Here is a 12,846-nt window from a genome sequence, read left to right as displayed (position 1 = left end):
CACGGAGGACGTTCGGCAGCGAGCAATACCGACACCCGGCTGCATTTCAGTTGCAAGAAATTGCAGCCCTTGCTGCTTTCAAACAAAAACCCGGGCACGTGGCCCGGGTCGGGAGAAACGCAAGATGTCTTCGGTCAGGCGGCTTGCTCAAGCTTCGGCTGCCATTGTCCAAGCGCCGCCAGATGGTTCATGTGGGCGCGATGGGCGAAGGCGGCCTGCGCGGCGGCGACGTTCGCTGCCTTGCCGCCCCAGGCCTTCTGCGGAGCGGCCTGCAAGGCGCGGCCATAGGAGAAGGTCAGCTTCCACGGATGCGGGCCGACGGCGTTGATGGCATTGAGGTTGGCGGTCGCCTCCTCGTCCGATTGTCCGCCCGAAAGGAAGGCGATGCCTCCAATCGCCGCCGGCACCGTCTCGCGGAACAGTTTTATGGTCCTTTCGGCAACTTCCTCGGGGCTGCTGACCTTGCCCGATTTCTTGCCGGCAAGGACCATGTTCGGTTTCAGGATGGTGCCTTCGAGCGCGACGCGGGCCGCATAGAGCTCGGTGTACAACTTTGTCAGTGTCGCCTTGCTGATCTCGTAGCACGTGTCGATGTCGTGGGCGCCGTCCATCAGCACCTCCGGCTCGACGATTGGCACGATGCCGGCTTCCTGGCAAAGCGCGGCGTAACGGGCGAGCGCATGGGCGTTCGAGCCGATCGAGGTGGCGGAAGGCACGCCCTTGGAGACATCGATGTCGATCACCGCGCGCCATTTGGCAAAGCGGGCGCCGAGCTTGTAATAGTCGGCGAGGCGTTCGCGCAGGCCGTCCAGGCCTTCGGTGATGGTATCGCCGGGAAAGCCGGCCAGGGGCTTGGCACCGGCGTCGACCTTGATGCCGGGGATGGCGCCTGATGCCTTGATGATGTCGACCAGCGGCGTGCCGTCGGCCGCCTTCTGGTGGATGGTCTCGTCATAGAGGATGACGCCGGAAATGTATTTGGTCATTGCCTCGCTGGCGCGGAACATCATCTCGCGATAGTCGCGCCGGCTGTCGGCGGTCGACTCGACGCCGATGACGTCGAAGCGTTTCTTGATGGTGCCGGAGCTTTCGTCGGCCGCCAGCAAGCCTTTGCCATCGGCCACCATCGCGGCGGCAATGTCCTCGAGACGTTCGCTCATCGTGCTTCTCCTGAAAGAATTGATCCGTGCCCAGCAGACCACCAGAGCAACGCAGGTTCAAGTCGAACCATTTCGTCAAACGAGCGCGAATCGATTGAAAGTCGCGGGCGCACTCCTTCGCGCTGCTCTTGCGGTCGCGCTCAGCGCTTCAAGACGTCGACGCCGGGCAACGGCTTGCCTTCCATCCATTCGAGGAAAGCGCCGCCGGCCGTCGATACATAAGTAAAATCATCGCTGACGCCGGCATGGTTGAGCGCCGCCACCGTGTCGCCGCCGCCAGCGACCGAGACCAGTCTGCCGGCCTTGGTGCGCGCTGCCGCGTGCTTGGCCGTCGCCACCGTTGCGTGGTCGAATGGCTCGATTTCGAAAGCGCCGAGCGGCCCGTTCCAGACCAGCGTCGCGGCGCGGTCGATCCATTCGGCAATGGTCTTCACGGTTTTCGCGCCGACATCGAGGATCATGCCGTCGGCCGGCACGTCTGCTATGGCGACGGTCTCGTTGGCGGCGCCGGCCCTGAACTCCCTGGCGACGACGCCGTCGGCGGGCAGGATGATGGCGCAGCCGGCCTCGGCCGCCTCGATCATGATCTGCTTGGCGGTGGTCGCGAGATCATGCTCGCACAAGGATTTCCCGACGTCGGTGCCGCGCGCCGCTAGAAACGTATTGGCCATGCCGCCGCCGATGACCAGCGCGTCGACCTTCTTCACCAGGTTCATCAACAGGTCGATCTTGGTCGAGACTTTGGCGCCGCCGACGATGGCGACAACCGGACGGACTGGATTGCCAAGCCCCTTTTCCAGCGCATCGAGTTCGGCCTGCATGGTGCGCCCAGCGAAGGCCGGCAGCACATGCGCCAACCCTTCTGTCGACGAATGGGCACGGTGCGCAGCAGAGAAGGCGTCGTTCACGAAGATGTCGCCGTTAGCGGCGAGCTTTTCGGTGAAGGCCGGGTCGTTCTTCTCCTCGCCCTTGTGGAAGCGGGTGTTCTCGAGCAGCAGCACGTCGCCGCCGTTCATGGCAGCAACGGCATTTGCGGCCTTGTCGCCGATGCAGTCGGCGGCAAAGCCGACGGGGCGGCTGAGCACGTCCGCCGTCGCCCTGGCAATCGGCTCGAGCGAGAATTCGGGCACCGGTCCATCCTTGGGCCGGCCGAAATGGGCAAGCAGGATGACCTTGGCGCCCTTGCCGGAAAGCTCGGCGATGGTCGGTGCAATGCGCTCGATACGGGTGGTGTCGGTGACCTTGCCCTGGGTGACGGGGACGTTGAGGTCGACACGCACCAGCACACGCTTGCCGCTGATATTGCCGATGTCGTCCAGTGTCTTGAAGCCGGCCATGCTGATCCCTTTCGCGAAAAATCGCGGGGACCTTACCCCGCATCGACGACGATGCAAGACCTGGTTAACGGTTCACCAAAAATATGATTCACGTGTCGAGGACGAAGTGCCCACGGGGAGCAAGATGGCAGCAATGGCGCGAAAACGCACCGACATATGGCTTACCGATTGCGCACCACGATGCATGCGCCGCCCACGCTGTGCAGTTTCTGGCAAATATCGTCGGCCTTGGCTTTGGTGTCGGCGCCGATCCGCACCGCATAGATGCCGCGCCTGCCGATCGGTGTGCGCACCCGGCTGACCACCGGATCGCGACCGCTGAGCAAGGCTGGAAACCTGCGCTTGACGTTGCTCCACTGATTGAGCGCCGCGGCGCGACGGAAATTGCCGGCCACCTGCACGCCCCACGGCTTGATGTTGATCGACGACATCGGCACGGTTCTGGACATGATCACCGGCAGCTCGCGGCAAGCGGCAGCGAAAGTCGCCTTCTTGTCGAGCGGCCGGATGACGCCGGCGTAGGCGGCATCGGTGAACCTGTCGGCCGGCTCGCCCATGACGTCCAGGACGTAGCTTTCGGTCTCCATCGGGAGGAATCCGCCGGAATTCAGCCAGCGCGTCACCCGGCTCTCGCCGGCATTGTATGCAGCTGCGGCGAGGCCCAGATTGCCAAAGCCGGTCTTCATTTCGGCGAGATATTTTGCCGAGGCCGGGATAGCCTGCTCGATATCGAACGAATTGGCGAGCCCGCGCATCTTGGCGGTACCCGGCATGAATTGGGCGATACCCTCCGCGCCGACGGGGCTGACCGCGTTGGGATCGAAACGACTCTCCTTCCAGATCAGCCGGGCAAAGAAATCCCGGGGCAGGCCGTTCTGGTCGGCATGCGTCTCGATAAGATCGCAAACTCGATCGATCAGCTTCTGCTTGGCGGGCCGCGGCGGATCGGCCTGGACGGCCGCCGCCCAGCCCAGCCCGGAAATGACAACCAGCGTCGCCCCAAGCAAACGCCGCATCGAACTACTCCGCCGCGGCTTTGCCGTGTTGCCCAAACCGCCGTTCGATGTAGTCGGAAACCATTTTCTCGAAATCCGCGGCGATCGACGGGCCGCGCAGGGTCGCCGCCTTCTTGCCGTCGACGAACACCGGGGCGGTCGGCGTCTCACCGGTGCCGGGCAGCGAAATGCCGATATCGGCGTGTTTGGATTCGCCCGGACCGTTGACGATGCAACCCATCACCGCGACCTTGAGGTTCTCGACGCCGGGATATTGTTCGCGCCACACCGGCATGTTCTTGCGCAGGTCGGCCTGGATGTTCTGGGCAAGCTCCTGGAACACGGTCGAGGTTGTGCGCCCGCAGCCCGGGCAGGCGGCAACGATCGGCACGAACTGCCGGAAGCCCATGGTCTGCAACAGCTCCTGCGACACCTGCACCTCGCGCGTGCGGTCGCCGTTTGGCTCCGGCGTCAGCGAGATGCGGATGGTGTCGCCAATGCCCTGCTGAAGCAGGATGCCCATGGCCGCGGACGAGGCGACGATGCCTTTCGAGCCCATGCCCGCCTCCGTCAGGCCGAGGTGCAGCGCATGGTCGGAACGGGTGGCAAGCTCGGTGTAGACGGCGATCAGATCCTGCACGCCGCTGACCTTGGCCGACAGGATGATTTTCTCGCGGGCAAGGCCGATCTCTTCAGCCATTTCGGCCGACAGGATTGCCGACCGCACGATTGCCTCGCGCGTCACTTCCTGGGCGGTCAGCGGAAAGCCCTGGGCCTGGTTGTCGTCCATCAGCCGGGTCAGCAGCTCCTGGTCGAGCGAACCCCAATTGACGCCGATGCGTACCGGTTTGTCGTATCGGATCGCCATCTCGACGATCGCGGCGAACTGCCGGTCTTTCTTGTCCTTGAAGCCGACATTGCCGGGATTGATGCGGTATTTGGCCAGTGCCTCGGCGCAGGCCGGGTGGTCGGCCAGGAGCTTGTGGCCGATATAGTGGAAATCGCCGACCAGCGGCACGTCGATGCCGAGTCGTTCCAGCCGCTCGCGGATGGCCGGCACGGCGGCAGCGCTTTCGTCGCGATCGACGGTTATGCGCACGATCTCGGAGCCGGCGCGATGCAGCGCCGCCACCTGTGCGACCGTCTGATCGACATCGGCCGTGTCGGTGTTGGTCATTGACTGGACGACGACCGGCGCGCCGCCGCCGACAATCACGCCGCCGACATCGACACCGATCGACCTGCGGCGTGGGAAGGGTGAGGAAAAATACCCGGTCATGCCGGCTGCCTTTAATCTTGAAGGTCCGGGCATGAGGTGGAGGAGCAAAGATGGCTTGTCAATGGCGACTGGCGCGCAGGCCTAGCAAATCGGAAATGACAAGACGGCAGCTTGCCGCAAATCCACATGCATTTCCGGCAGCATAGCGATATGCCACCGGAAAGAGACGCGCGCCGGGCGGCGCGCGCTTCTAGTCCTGGAAGGGCTTCAGTGCGTCGTCGGTTTCGCCTTCAGTTTTTCAATCTCGTCCTTGAGCGCCAGCTTGCGCCGCTTGAGATTCACGATTTCGAGGTCGTCTACCGATGGATGCGCCATCGCATCGTCGATTTCCCGTTCGATGTCGCCGTGTTTCCGCTGCAGCTCATCAAGATGGGATGCAAGAGACATGATTGGTTCTCCCTTTCATGGTTTCCTCGATTGCAGCCGCCAAGGCACGTCCACCGCAGGCTCGCTTCTGTGACGGCATAATGACAGTGTGCCACCATCGAGCACCGATGTCGAATGCTGCGTGGTAGCATTCCACGACAATGTGAAATGTGGTATGGGCTGCGCGCCGGTGCAAGAAGGCCCCGGTCCCGCCCAATCAGGCCCAGTGTTTGGGCGCCGCAGACGTGCAGACGGTAAAAATGTCCGATCAGGAACAGGCGGATATCCGCCTCGAATATTCCCGGCTGAAGCAGGAACACGCCGATTTCGACGCGGCCATCAATGCGATGATCGCCATGAATTGCGACCCGCTGCAGATCCAGCGCATGAAGAAAAAGAAGCTTTTCCTGAAGGACAGGCTGATGGCGCTGGAAGACAAGATCATTCCAGACATTATTGCTTGAACGAACGCCGGCGCCGGCCTGCTGGAAAAGCGCTATGCCGCGATCGAAAGCCGTGCGGCGCGCTCGCGCAACAGCGCTATCAGGTCATCGGTCTTTTCGGTCGAGGTATCGATGGGAACCACCAGGCACATCGTCGCCTCGACCCTGCCCGGCGCGGAAAAGACCGGCGCGGCCAGGCATTTCGTGTAGGCATCGACAAGGCCGGAGGTGACGCAGTAGCCGGCCGACTTGGCGACGGCGATGTCGGCTATGAAATCGTCGAGCCGCAACCTGCGGCCGTCCGGCAGCACGAGATCGTCTTCCGAGACCATATCCTCGATCGCCGCCCTGTCGAACCCGGCGAGGAGCAGCCGCCCGGAAGCTGTCCAGGGAAGCGGTATTTGCAGACCCGTCGCCGAACTGATCCTGAATGGCCTCGTTCCCGGACTTGAATGGACGATGGTGTAGCGGCCGCTTTGCAGCGTGCACAGCTCCGAGGTCTCGCCGGTCTCGCGCGACAGATGGTCGACTTCCTGGCGCCCTCGCCTGAGCAGGTCGTTGCCCCGCACATAGTCCATTCCGTAGAGATAAAGCTTCTTTCCGAAATAGACCCGATTGCCGTCTCCAGCCATCTCAAGCAGGCCTGCGTCGACCAGCGAGCGCACCAGCGTATAAGTCGTCGAACGCGGCGCGTTCACTCCTTTGGCAAGATCGCCAACGCCGATCGCGCGCTGGTTAGTGTGGAGAAACTCCAAAATCTGGAGAACCCGGTTGAGACCCTTCTCCCGAGAGCCTGAGGTCTTGTCTTCGTCCAGTCCGACGTCCGGTCGAGCGGCCAATGCATTGCCATCTTGCATTATCGATCCCTGATGTTAATCTGTCTTGTACAGAGTACAGGCGTCTCTTGTAAGAGACAATTACATCAGTTGCAACCGATGCCTGTATCGCTGGTCCAAAGGGGAACACAACACGAAAGGAGGTCGCCGTGAACGACACATCCAAAAGGCGTGAATTTCTGAAACTGGGAATGGCCGGGCTTGCAACAGCCGGAGTTATGAGCGCCGCTACCGCGGTCGACGTTCAGAAAGCGGCGGCCCAGGCAGCGCCGGACAGCCTGCTGCGCACCGTCCTCGAGCGCGGCAAGGTGATCGTCGGCACCGGCAGTACCAATGCGCCCTGGCATTTCGAGAACGACGCCGGCGAACTGGTGGGCATGGACATCACCATGGGTCGCATTCTCGCCAAGGGGCTTTTCGACGACCCGACCAAAGTCGAATTCGTCATGCAGGATCCGGCTCAGCGCATTCCGAACGTGACCACCAACAAGGTCGACATCACCATCCAGTTCATGACCATGACCGCCCAGCGCTCGCAGCTGATCCACTTCTCCAGACCCTACTACGTCGAAGGCATCGCCTTGCTGACCCTTCCGAACGCCGAAAACAAGACCTTCGACAAGCTGCTTGCCGCCGGTTCGGCGACCCGGATTTCCATCCTGCAAAACGTCGATGCCGAGGCAAATGTGCATATCGTCCTGCCGGAGTCGCAGGTGATGCAGATAGACACGCAGGCCAACGTGCTGCAGGCCCTGGAATCGAAGCGCGTCGACGCTGCCGCGGTCGATCTGTCAACGGTCCGCTGGCTCGCCTCGCGCAATCCGGACAAATACTTCGATGCCGGCAAGAGCTGGTTCTCGATGCTTTATGGCGCCGCACTGCGGCAGGGCGACCTCGACTGGCTGACCTTCGTCAACCAGACCTTCACCATCGCCATGTTCGGCCATGAAACGGCACTCTACGACGCTGCGTTCAAGGATTATTTCGGACAGGAGCCGCCGGCCCGCCATCCCGGTTTCCCGGTCATCTGATGCAAGCAGGCGGAAGGACAAACGTGCTTCCGCCCCCCTCTCATCACAGCCCTCTATGACGGGGATGCATGGGTTATACCCTCAACTTCAACCTGATCTGGCGGCATTTCGACAAGCTCTGGGGCGGACTGCTGTTAAGCCTCGAACTGGCCGTCATCTCGATCGCGATCGGCATCGTCATCGGGCTCGTTCTGGCGGTCTGGTACGTATCGGCCGGACGTGCGGTGCGGACCATCATCGCGGGCTATGTCGAGTTCATCCGCAACGTGCCGCTGATCCTGCTCGTCTATCTGGTCTTCTACGGCCTGCCGACGGTGGTCGACATTGCCTACAGTGCGCAAACCTCATTTATTGCCACGCTATCGCTCTACAGCGGCGCCTACCTGGTCGAGGTGTTTCGCTCGGGGCTCGAGGCGGTGCCGCGCGGACAGCTCGACGCCGGCAAGGCAATCGGCCTGACGCCATGGCAAAGGCTGCTCCACGTGCGCCTGCCGACGATGCTGCGCATAACCCTGCCGGCGCTTTCCAACACATTCATATCGCTCTTCAAGGACACGTCCGTGGCATCGGTCATCTCGGTACCCGAGCTCACCTACGGCGCCCAGTGGATCAACTTCAACACGTTCCGCATTGTCGAGGTCTATCTGGTGGTGACGGCGATGTACCTGTTGACCGGCTATGCACTGCTTTTCGCGTTGCGGCTGGTCGAGCGCCGGTTCAAGGCGGCGCGCTGAGATGCTGAGCCAGATCATTTACGCCTTGCCGTTCCTCGCCGAAGGCTTTGCCGTGACCTTGTGGGTGTCGCTGCTGGTCGTGGTGCTATCGCTCATCGCCGGCGTGCTGATGGGCGTCGGCCTTGTCTACGGTCCGGCTCCGCTGCGCTGGGCAGTGCGCATCTTCAGCGACACCATACGCGGCATTCCGATCCTGGTGCTGATCTTCTTCGTCTATTACGGCCTGCCCGCGGTGGGGCTGCATCTGGAATCCTTTTGGGCGGCCGTACTCGCCCTCACCCTGTTCAAGACCGCACAGGTGGTCGAATATCTGAGGGGCGCCGTCGGCTCGATTCCCAAGGGTCAGTCCGAGGCGGCGATGGCGATCGGACTGACCTTTCGCCAGCGGCTGGCCTACGTCATTTTTCCGCAGGCGTTCAGACGCTTCCTGCCACCCTGGATAAATGGCGTGACCGACGCGGTGAAGGGCAGCGCGCTGGTCTCGCTGCTCGGCATCACCGACCTGATGCAGGCAATCAACCAGGTCATCGGCCGCACCTATGAGGCGATGCCGCTCTACATTCTCGGTGCGCTCGTCTACTTCGCCGTCAACTACGCCCTCTCCTTGGCCAGCCGGCGGCTGGAGCAGCGTTTCTCATTCATCCGGGAATAGCAAGATGTCCAATGCCCCGCACCAGAATCCGGCACTTCTCGATGTCTCCGAGGTTTCCAAAGCCTTTGGATCCGTCGAGGTCCTGCGCTCCGTCAGTCTCAAGGTGACACGCGGCGAGGTGGTGACTGTCATCGGCCCTTCCGGCAGCGGCAAGACAACGCTGCTGCGCTGCGTCAACTTCCTAGAGAGCTACGACAGCGGCTCGATCCGTATCGATGGCAAGGAGGTCGGCTATCGCGAGACGGGAACACGCCAGCGACGCAGCGAGCGCGACCTGGCGGCGATGCGAGCCGAGACCGGAATGGTGTTCCAGAGCTTCAATCTGTTTCCGCATTTGACTGCCGCCGGCAACATCATGCTTGGCCTGCGCAAGGTGCGCGGCAAGAGCAATGCCGAGGCCCGCACCATTGCCGAGCACTGGCTCGGCCGGGTCGGCCTCGCCCACAAGGCCGATAGCCTGCCGGCCGAGTTGTCCGGCGGCCAGCAGCAGCGCGTCGGCATCGCCCGCGCCGTGGCGATGGAGCCGAAGATACTGCTTCTCGACGAGATAACTTCGGCGCTCGACCCCGAACTGGTTGGCGAGGTGCTCGAGGTCGTTCGCAGCCTTGCCGAAGACGGCATGACGATGCTGATGGTCACGCATGAAATGGCTTTTGCACGCGATGCATCGAGCCGCATCGTTTTCATGGCGGACGGCGGCGTCAGCGCCGTCGGACCACCCGCCGAGATTCTGGCGGCGGGGTTCGACAATGAACGCCTTCGCAGCTTCCTGGCGCGATTTCGCGCCTCGCATTTTTGACATCGGACGGCGAAAGCTGTCGCAAGGAGCTTTTATGACGCCTTACATCCGGCTCGCGGAATTGGGCCTGACACTGCCCGAGCCGCCGAAGCCCATCGCCAACTTCGTCACCTATGCCGAGAGCGGACGGCTGATCTTCCTCTCCGGCCAGGGGCCGTTGCGCGCCGACGGCGCGCTCTGCACCGGCAAGGTCGGCGACGACGTCAGCGTTGAAGAGGCCTATGGGCATGCGCGTCTGACCGGCCTAAACCTGCTCGCGGTCATGCATGCGGCGGCCGGCGACCTCGGCCGCATCGTGCGCGTCGTCAAGCTGCTTGGCTTTGTCAATGCGACGCCGACATTCAGCGAGCACCCCAAGGTGGTGAATGGCTGTTCCGATCTTTTCGCCGCCGTCTTTGATAAGATCGGCGGACATGCCCGCTCGGCAATCGGTGTCGGCTCGCTGCCGGGCAACATCACAGTTGAAATCGAGGCGGTCGTCGAGATCGCCTGAAATCGTTCGAAACAGGATCTGCAGAGATGACGACCTATGCCGCTGACCGTTCCAACACGACAATCCGCGAACGGCTTGGCCTTCGCCCGATCATCAACGTTTCCGGTACGATGACGGCGCTCGGCGCTTCGATTATCGTGCCAGAAGCGATTGCCGCAATGTCGGAAATCGCCTCGCAATGGGTCGAGATGGACGATCTGCAGCGCGCCGCAAGTACTGTGATTGCACGCCTGACCGGCGGCGAGGCCGGCTTCATCACCGCGTGCTGCGCCAGCGGCATAACCATGGCGATTGCCGGCGCGATGACCGGAACCAGCCTTCTTGCGATCGAGCGGCTGCCGGACGACATTGAGGGCGTCAAGTCGGAGGTCATCGTCCAGCTCGGTCACATCGTCAATTACGGCGCGCCGATCGACCAGTCGATCCGGTTGGCCGGGGCGAAGACAATACCCGCCGGCACGGTCAGCGTGACGCAGGATTATCATGTGCGCGACGCGATCCGCGACCGCACCGCGGCCGGCCTCTACGTGGTTGCGCATCACACGGTGCAATACGGCATGCTTTCGCTCGAGGAGTTCTGCGAGATCTGCCACGCCAAGGGCGTGCCGGTGATCGTCGACGCCGCCTCCGAATACGACCTGCGCGGCTTTCTCGCACGCGGCGCCGACATCGTCGTCTATAGCGGGCACAAGTTCCTCAGCGGACCGACAAGCGGCATCGTGACGGGGCGCAAGGATCTGGTGCGGGCCGCCTATCTCCAGAATCGTGGCGTTGCGCGGGCGATGAAGGTCGGCAAGGAAAGCATTGCCGGCACCATGGCGGCCCTGGAAGCCTGGGAGCGGCGCGACCATGCCGGCATTCGCAAGCGGGAGGAAGCGGCTTTGCGTCTGTGGAAAGACGCATTGGATGGACTGCCCGGTATCGCCTCGCATATCATTCCCGATCCGACTGCCAATCCGCTCGACCGCCTGCAGGTGTTTGTTACGCCTGAAAGCAGGTTCACCGCCGCCGGCCTTGCCTCGGCGCTGGCCGCGGGCTCGCCCCCTATCATCGTGCGCAACCACGAGGTCGAGCGCGGTCACTTCTTCCTCGACCCATGCAATCTTCATCCCGGCGAGGCGGAGATCGTCGCCGAAAGCCTGCGGGCGGTGCTGAGTGCTGCCGATCGGCCCGCGGATGCGATGAAACCCGCTCGCAAGCAGTCCGCCGGGGCCTTGCGCTGGCCGGACTAGACATCGCCAGAACGTGGTCGAGCCAGTGCCTTCCAGCGCCGGCTTGGCATCGGGCCATTACGCCATCACGGCACTGTGAATGACTTTTTGGTCGTCGGGCGGAATAAACCACCCCGCCCATTGGTCTCCCAAGCAGACGCCATTTCCGGCGTTGCAGGAGACCGGTATGACCCACCACCACGACAATGAAGCTGACGGCATCAGCCGCCGTCATGCACTGGAATGCATGATCTGGGCCGGCACGGGAGTGCTGTGGACGATTTCGGCCGGCGTGCCGGTTTCGCTCAGCCTGCTCGGCGCGGCGCAAGCCGCAGAAGCCTTGGCCACCGGCTTCACTTTCCTCCAGATCTCCGACAGCCACATCGGCTTCGACAAGGCTGCCAACCCGCACGCCATCGACACGCTGAAGGAGGCCATCGGCAAGATCCAGGCGTTGCCGCAAAAGCCCGCTTTCATGATCCACACCGGCGACATCACCCATTTGTCGAAAGTCGCGCAGTTCGACAACGCTGCCCAGATCATCGGCGGCGCAGGCTTCGACGTACATTATGTGCCCGGTGAGCACGACCTGATCGATGACGGCAATGGCCAGGCCTATCTCGACCGCTACGGCAAAGGCACCAAGGGCGCCGGCTGGTATTCGTTCGACCAGAACGGCGTCCATTTCATCGGGCTGGTCAACGTCGTCAACCTGAAGGCTGGAGGGCTGGGCAATCTCGGCGCCGACCAGTTGGCATGGTTGGCCGATGATCTGAAGGCGGTCACCGCCTCGACGCCAATCGTCGTCTTTGCCCACATCCCGCTATGGGCTGTTTATCCCGAATGGGGCTGGGGCACCGACGACGCGGCGCAGGCCTTGGCCCTGCTCAAGCGCTTCGGCTCTGTCACCGTACTCAACGGCCATATCCACCAGATCATGCAGAAGGTCGAAGGCAACGTTACCTTCCATACCGCGCGCTCGACCGCTTTCCCGCAACCGGCGCCGGGCACCGCAGCCTCACCCGGGCCTATGACGGTACCTGCCGGCCAGTTGCGCAGCCTGCTCGGCACGAGCAGCGTGACGCTCAAGCAAGGCGGGCAGGACCTCGCCATCATCGACAGCACGCTGGCTTGAGGAGAAATGCGATGATCCGCTTCCCATCCCGCGTCTTGGTCGTATCCCCTGTCCCGTTCGGTTTGGCGGCGATCCTGATAATGGTTGCCATGCCACTGAACGCAGCAGACCAGCCAATGGTCAAGATCGAGAACTTTGCCTTCACACCGGCGGTGCTGACGATAAAGCAGGGCACTACCGTGACCTTCGAGAATGACGACGACATCCCGCATCTGGTGGTCGCCAACGATGCCTCGTTTCGCTCCAAGGCGCTTGACACCGGTGACACATATGCCTTCACCTTCACCAAAGTGGGCGACTATGCCTATTTCTGCGGGCTTCACCCGCACATGCAGGGCAGGATCACCGTCGCTCCGTGAGGATTTTCGGAAGGTT

The 12,846-nt window shown here is 62.5% G+C and carries 15 protein-coding genes; 9 read left to right on the top strand and 6 right to left on the bottom strand.

Annotation, left to right across the window (positions count from 1 at the left end; all coding sequences use genetic code 11):
* Positions 1-134: 134 nt before the first annotated feature.
* The 5 genes from NKH83_RS01500 to NKH83_RS01480 form a co-directional block, all read right to left on the bottom strand.
* Positions 135-1,160 carry a class I fructose-bisphosphate aldolase gene (locus tag NKH83_RS01500; protein WP_352476164.1) on the bottom strand — a complete coding sequence of 342 codons (1,026 nt, stop codon included), beginning with the start codon at positions 1,158-1,160 and terminating at the stop codon, positions 135-137.
* Positions 1,161-1,300: 140 nt separating this feature from the next.
* Positions 1,301-2,497 (bottom strand): phosphoglycerate kinase, encoded by a 1,197-nt coding sequence (locus tag NKH83_RS01495; RefSeq protein WP_352476163.1) that lies wholly within the window; start codon positions 2,495-2,497, stop codon positions 1,301-1,303.
* Positions 2,498-2,658: 161 nt separating this feature from the next.
* On the bottom strand, positions 2,659-3,513 hold the full coding sequence (locus NKH83_RS01490) for a lytic transglycosylase domain-containing protein (RefSeq protein WP_352476162.1): 855 nt from the start codon (positions 3,511-3,513) through the stop codon (positions 2,659-2,661).
* A 4-nt stretch (positions 3,514-3,517) separates the two neighbouring features.
* Positions 3,518-4,771, bottom strand: coding sequence for a flavodoxin-dependent (E)-4-hydroxy-3-methylbut-2-enyl-diphosphate synthase (ispG, locus tag NKH83_RS01485; protein WP_352801750.1), 1,254 nt, complete (start codon positions 4,769-4,771; stop codon positions 3,518-3,520).
* Positions 4,772-4,978: 207 nt separating this feature from the next.
* A complete protein-coding gene (locus NKH83_RS01480; RefSeq protein ID WP_254816530.1) occupies positions 4,979-5,158 on the bottom strand; it encodes a YdcH family protein in 180 nt (59 codons plus the stop codon).
* A gap of 239 nt (positions 5,159-5,397) precedes the next feature.
* Between NKH83_RS01480 and NKH83_RS01475 the strand changes: the two genes are divergently transcribed.
* Positions 5,398-5,601 (top strand): YdcH family protein, encoded by a 204-nt coding sequence (locus NKH83_RS01475; RefSeq protein WP_023678480.1) that lies wholly within the window; start codon positions 5,398-5,400, stop codon positions 5,599-5,601.
* Positions 5,602-5,633: 32 nt separating this feature from the next.
* Here the strand turns inward: NKH83_RS01475 and NKH83_RS01470 are convergent, their stop codons facing one another.
* Positions 5,634-6,437, bottom strand: a complete 804-nt coding sequence (locus NKH83_RS01470) for an IclR family transcriptional regulator (RefSeq protein WP_352801748.1) — start codon at positions 6,435-6,437, stop codon at positions 5,634-5,636.
* Between the two features lie 128 nt (positions 6,438-6,565).
* Between NKH83_RS01470 and NKH83_RS01465 the strand changes: the two genes are divergently transcribed.
* The 8 genes from NKH83_RS01465 (at position 6,566) to NKH83_RS01430 (ending at position 12,830) form a co-directional block, all read left to right on the top strand.
* Positions 6,566-7,447: a transporter substrate-binding protein gene (locus NKH83_RS01465; protein WP_254816528.1), complete on the top strand. Its 882-nt coding sequence runs from the start codon at positions 6,566-6,568 to the stop codon at positions 7,445-7,447.
* A gap of 68 nt (positions 7,448-7,515) precedes the next feature.
* Entirely contained in the window at positions 7,516-8,181 is a 666-nt protein-coding gene (locus NKH83_RS01460) for an amino acid ABC transporter permease (protein WP_352714346.1), read from the top strand.
* Between the two features lies 1 nt (position 8,182).
* On the top strand, positions 8,183-8,833 hold the full coding sequence (locus NKH83_RS01455; protein WP_254816526.1) for an amino acid ABC transporter permease: 651 nt from the start codon (positions 8,183-8,185) through the stop codon (positions 8,831-8,833).
* 4 nt (positions 8,834-8,837) lie between these two features.
* Positions 8,838-9,632, top strand: a complete 795-nt coding sequence (locus NKH83_RS01450) for an amino acid ABC transporter ATP-binding protein (protein ID WP_254816525.1) — start codon at positions 8,838-8,840, stop codon at positions 9,630-9,632.
* A 34-nt stretch (positions 9,633-9,666) separates the two neighbouring features.
* Positions 9,667-10,125 carry a RidA family protein gene (locus NKH83_RS01445; protein ID WP_352504994.1) on the top strand — a complete coding sequence of 153 codons (459 nt, stop codon included), beginning with the start codon at positions 9,667-9,669 and terminating at the stop codon, positions 10,123-10,125.
* A 26-nt stretch (positions 10,126-10,151) separates the two neighbouring features.
* Positions 10,152-11,357: an aminotransferase class V-fold PLP-dependent enzyme gene (locus NKH83_RS01440; protein WP_352801744.1), complete on the top strand. Its 1,206-nt coding sequence runs from the start codon at positions 10,152-10,154 to the stop codon at positions 11,355-11,357.
* A gap of 166 nt (positions 11,358-11,523) precedes the next feature.
* A complete protein-coding gene (locus NKH83_RS01435) occupies positions 11,524-12,471 on the top strand; it encodes a metallophosphoesterase family protein (protein ID WP_352801742.1) in 948 nt (315 codons plus the stop codon).
* 11 nt (positions 12,472-12,482) lie between these two features.
* The gene (locus NKH83_RS01430) at positions 12,483-12,830 is read left to right on the top strand and encodes a cupredoxin domain-containing protein (protein WP_302893660.1); all 348 of its coding nucleotides are present in this window, start codon (positions 12,483-12,485) and stop codon (positions 12,828-12,830) included.
* Positions 12,831-12,846: the final 16 nt, after the last annotated feature.

It is taken from the genome of Mesorhizobium sp. M0909 (assembly GCF_040319515.1).
In the GTDB taxonomy this organism is placed as follows: domain Bacteria; phylum Pseudomonadota; class Alphaproteobacteria; order Rhizobiales; family Rhizobiaceae; genus Mesorhizobium.
This window is presented reverse-complemented; position numbering and strand designations above follow the sequence as displayed.